The sequence below is a fragment of the Flavobacterium sp. genome, assembly GCF_035760125.1.
Lineage (GTDB): Bacteria > Bacteroidota > Bacteroidia > Flavobacteriales > Flavobacteriaceae > Flavobacterium.
On record NZ_DASTTN010000479.1, the window covers coordinates 1 to 3,522 of the forward strand.

A 3,522-nucleotide genomic window follows, 5' to 3' on the forward strand; every position below is an offset into this window, starting at 1 on the left:
ATATTACCCCCAATAAAAATCAATTAAAATTTACCTTATGAAAAACAATTGTATTAGAGTCTTGTTTCAACTGACTTTATTAATTGTGTTTAGTACTTCATGGAGTCAAGATGCTCCTGCAACTAGCACATCTACTACCAATCCAGTTTCAAAGTATAATTACCATGATGCCTTTGGTCCATTTTTTTATACAACTAATGGTACATCTACAAGATCTGCGAACGGAGCGCCTGGCCATGAATATTGGCAAAACAGGGCAGATTATAAATTGACTGCCAAACTAAACGAAAAAGCGAATGAGATTATTGGTACAGGAATAGTTACCTACACCAACAATAGTAATGATGTAATGTCTTTTGTGTGGATGCATTTGGACCAAAATTTATTCAAATCTGATTCCAGAGGAAATGCACTTATTCCACTAACGGGCAGCCGTAACGGCGCTAGAGGAGAAATTTTTGACGGAGGTCATAAAATTAAATCGGTTAAAATTGTAACCACTTCCAAAGGTGGTAAATCAGCAGAAAAAGAGGCAAAGTTTATCATTACTGACACTAGAATGCAAGTTTTTCTTCCAGATGATTTGAAAGCGAAAGGTGGAGTTGTGAAAATCAAAATAGATTTTTCATTCATTTCCCCAAAAGAAGGTTCTGATAGAATGGGAGTTTTGGAAACCAAAAATGGTAAAATTTTTACCATAGCACAGTGGTATCCTCGTATGTGCGTGTATGATGATTTGAGAGGTTGGAATACCAATCCATATTTAGGAGCTTCTGAGTTTTATTTAGAATATGGTGATTTTGATGTGAATATTACAGTTCCATCTAACCATGTTGTAGTTTGTTCTGGTGAGTTGTTAAATTCAACGGCTGTTTATTCTGCTGAAGAACAAAAAAGAATTGCCCAAGCCAAACAAAGTGAAAAAACTGTGATGATTCGTACTGCCGAAGAGGTGGCAGCCAATGCATCAAAAGCAGGAACTACTTCTGAAAAAACATGGCATTTTAAAATCAAAAACGCTCGTGATCTTTCATGGGCATCTTCACCGGCATTTATATTGGACGGAGCCAGAATCAATTTGCCAAGTGGACAAAAATCACTTGCATTATCTGCTTATCCAGTTGAAAGTGCAGGAAAAGAAGCTTGGGGACGTGCCACAGAATATACTAAAACTTCGATTGAGAATTATTCCAAAAGATGGTTTGAATATCCTTACCCTGTTGCAACCAACGTTGCCGGAAATGAAGGTGGAATGGAATATCCAGGAATTGTATTTTGTGGATGGGAATCCAAAGGAGAGGATTTGTGGGGAGTTACGGATCATGAATTTGGTCATGGTTGGTTTCCAATGATTGTGGGTTCTAATGAGCGTTTATTTGGTTGGATGGACGAAGGGTTCAATACCTTTATTAATTCAATTAGTTCAGTTGATTTTAATAATGGTGAATACAAAAGTAAACCAACTGATTTTCATCAAAATGCTGAATATTTTACTGATCCAAAGAATGAACCAATAATGAGTTCTCCTGACAATATGAAAGAAAAAAATATTGGTCTTTTGTGTTACTTCAAGCCAAGTGCTGGATTGGTTACTTTAAGAGAACAAATATTGGGACCAGAGCGTTTTGATTTGGCTTTTAGAACTTACGTAGAGCGTTGGGCTTTCAAGCATCCAGCTCCAGACGATTTCTTTAGAACAATGGAGAATGTGGCGGGCGAAGACCTAAGTTGGTTTTGGAGAGGTTGGTTTGTAAATAACTGGCGTTTGGATCAAGGTATAAATTCTGTTAAATATGTAAAAAATGATCCAAGCAAAGGAGCTGTAATCACTATTGAAAATTTTGAAAAAATGGCTATGCCAGTTATTTTGGATGTAAAAACAAAAAGTGGAAAAGTAACCCGTGTTAAATTGCCTGTGGAAATTTGGCAACGTAATACAGATTGGTCTTTAAAGGTGAATACTACCGAAGAAATAGAGAGCGTGGTTATTGATCCTGATCATGCATTTCCAGACGTAAATGAAAGTAATAACACATGGAAATCGGGTAGTGGAGCTGTTGAAAAAGACATCGTTTTGGATGGTTACTTAGGTAAATTTTCTACTAAAGCTGCGCCTTTGAAAATTGAGATTACAGAGAAAAATAGTGTGCTTTTTGCTGAAATTACCGATTACCCAAAATTTTCACTTGAACCAATTGGTAAAGATAAATTTGAATCCAAAGAAGCAGGAGTTACATTTGAGTTTAACGAAGCTAAAAATGCATTTGATATGATTATTAGTTCAAATCAAAAATTGCCTTTTACGAGAGACTAAAAGGGGTTTATCCGATAACAAAAAAGACTTGTAGAAATCTACAAGTCTTTTTTTATTAATACAACTCAAATGAGTTTAAGTTTCTTTTGTTGCGATAATTTTACTCAGGAATTTGTTGACTTAAGCAATGCAATGTTCCAAATCCCCAAATGAAATCAATTGCACTGATTCCGATGATTTCTCTATCTGGGAAACATTCAGCCAAAATATTTAGGGCAACTCTATCATTAGCATCATTAAAAGTTGGAACCAAAACACAATTATTCAAAATTAAGAAATTAGCATAACTGGCAGGCAAACGTAAATCCTCAAAATCAATTCGTTTTGGCATTGGCAAAGCCACTACAACAGGAGCTTTTCCATTTTCGAGTTTTGCATTTTGTAAACGTTTCAAATTATCCTGTAAAGGTTTATAATTCGAGTCGTTTTTGTCTAATTCGACTATAGTAACAATAGTGTCTTCGTTTACAAATCGGCATAAATCATCAATATGTCCGTGCGTATCATCGCCTTCAATTCCATCACCTAGCCAAATTACATTGGTAATTCCTAGATATTCTTTGAAAACAGCTTCGTAATCTTCTTTGGTAAAACCTGGATTTCGAACCTGAATAGAGGGATGCATCAAGCATTCTTCAGAAGTTAATAGAGTTCCTTTTCCGTTTACATCAATAGCTCCTCCTTCAACAATTACTGGCTTCCCTTTGTACATTACTTGGGTTACCGGAATATTTAGAAACTCACCCACTTTTGCAGGAACGTGTTTGTCTAAATTGATGTTTTTATATTTCGCCCAACCGTTAAAATTGAAATTTAAAGCTTCTCTATCAGTACCATTTTTTACAATAATTGGTCCAGAATCACGCATCCAACTACGATTGGTTTTATGAATAATGAAAGAGACATTGCTCATTATTACGTGAGCTGTTTCCAGCATTTCGGCTACTTTATCTTTTTGATTTTCATCGGCAACGACCAAAAATACTTGCTCGTATGTGGCAACTTTTTTGATGAATTCAACAAAAGCCCATTGAACGGCTTCGTATTTTCCAGGCCAATCTTTTCCATTATGTGGAAAACACAATAAAATTCCTTGTTGCTTTTCCCATTCTGCGGGGAATCGTCTGTTGTTTGTACTCATGATTAGTCGATTGCTCTTTTGGTAATATCCCCGAAGGCATCGATTCTTCTGTCTCTAAAGAAAGGCC

General features: G+C 35.9%; 2 protein-coding genes. One reads left to right on the top strand and one right to left on the bottom strand.

The window, feature by feature from the left end:
• Positions 1-37 precede the first annotated feature (37 nt).
• Positions 38-2,314, top strand: coding sequence for a M1 family metallopeptidase (locus tag VFS71_RS17020; RefSeq protein ID WP_326402791.1), 2,277 nt, complete (start codon positions 38-40; stop codon positions 2,312-2,314).
• Between the two features lie 100 nt (positions 2,315-2,414).
• Here the strand turns inward: VFS71_RS17020 and VFS71_RS17025 are convergent, their stop codons facing one another.
• Positions 2,415-3,455, bottom strand: coding sequence for an agmatine deiminase family protein (locus VFS71_RS17025; RefSeq protein ID WP_326402793.1), 1,041 nt, complete (start codon positions 3,453-3,455; stop codon positions 2,415-2,417).
• Positions 3,456-3,522 lie beyond the last annotated feature (67 nt).

What these genes read in the sequence shown, in the direction of transcription:
- VFS71_RS17020 (WP_326402791.1), top strand. Translation starts at nt 38, where the DNA reads ATGAAAAACAATTGTATTAGAGTCTTGTTTCAACTGACTTTATTAATT.
- VFS71_RS17025 (WP_326402793.1), bottom strand. Translation starts at nt 3,455, where the DNA reads ATGAGTACAAACAACAGACGATTCCCCGCAGAATGGGAAAAGCAACAA.